Source organism: Citrobacter sp. R-1.5.2 (assembly GCF_035064245.1).
GTDB lineage: Bacteria > Pseudomonadota > Gammaproteobacteria > Enterobacterales > Enterobacteriaceae > Citrobacter.
In genome coordinates, this window is the sequence record NZ_JASEYC010000084.1 from 1 (window position 1) to 702 (window position 702).

Below are 702 nucleotides of genomic sequence, written 5' to 3' on the forward strand. Positions count from 1 at the left end.
CACACTATCATTACGTGAATACATAGCGTAATGAAGCGAACCGGGGGAACTGAAACATCTAAGTACCCCGAGGAAAAGAAATCAACCGAGATTCCCCCAGTAGCGGCGAGCGAACGGGGAGCAGCCCAGAGTCTGAATCAGCATGTGTGTTAGTGGAAGCGTCTGGAAAGTCGCACGATACAGGGTGAAAGTCCCGTACACAAAAGCGCATGTGTTGTGAACTCGAAGAGTAGGGCGGGACACGTGGTATCCTGTCTGAATATGGGGGGACCATCCTCCAAGGCTAAATACTCCTGACTGACCGATAGTGAACCAGTACCGTGAGGGAAAGGCGAAAAGAACCCCGGCGAGGGGAGTGAAAAAGAACCTGAAACCGTGTACGTACAAGCAGTGGGAGCCTCTTTATGGGGTGACTGCGTACCTTTTGTATAATGGGTCAGCGACTTATATTCTGTAGCAAGGTTAACCGAATAGGGGAGCCGAAGGGAAACCGAGTCTTAACTGGGCGTTAAGTTGCAGGGTATAGACCCGAAACCCGGTGATCTAGCCATGGGCAGGTTGAAGGTTGGGTAACACTAACTGGAGGACCGAACCGACTAATGTTGAAAAATTAGCGGATGACTTGTGGCTGGGGGTGAAAGGCCAATCAAACCGGGAGATAGCTGGTTCTCCCCGAAAGCTATTTAGGTAGCGCCTCGTGAA

At 51.0% G+C, this 702-nt stretch carries 1 rRNA gene; it reads left to right on the forward strand.

The features are described from left to right. Positions 1–702: ribosomal RNA gene (locus QMN38_RS26695) — 23S ribosomal RNA — on the forward strand; the annotation flags it as partial.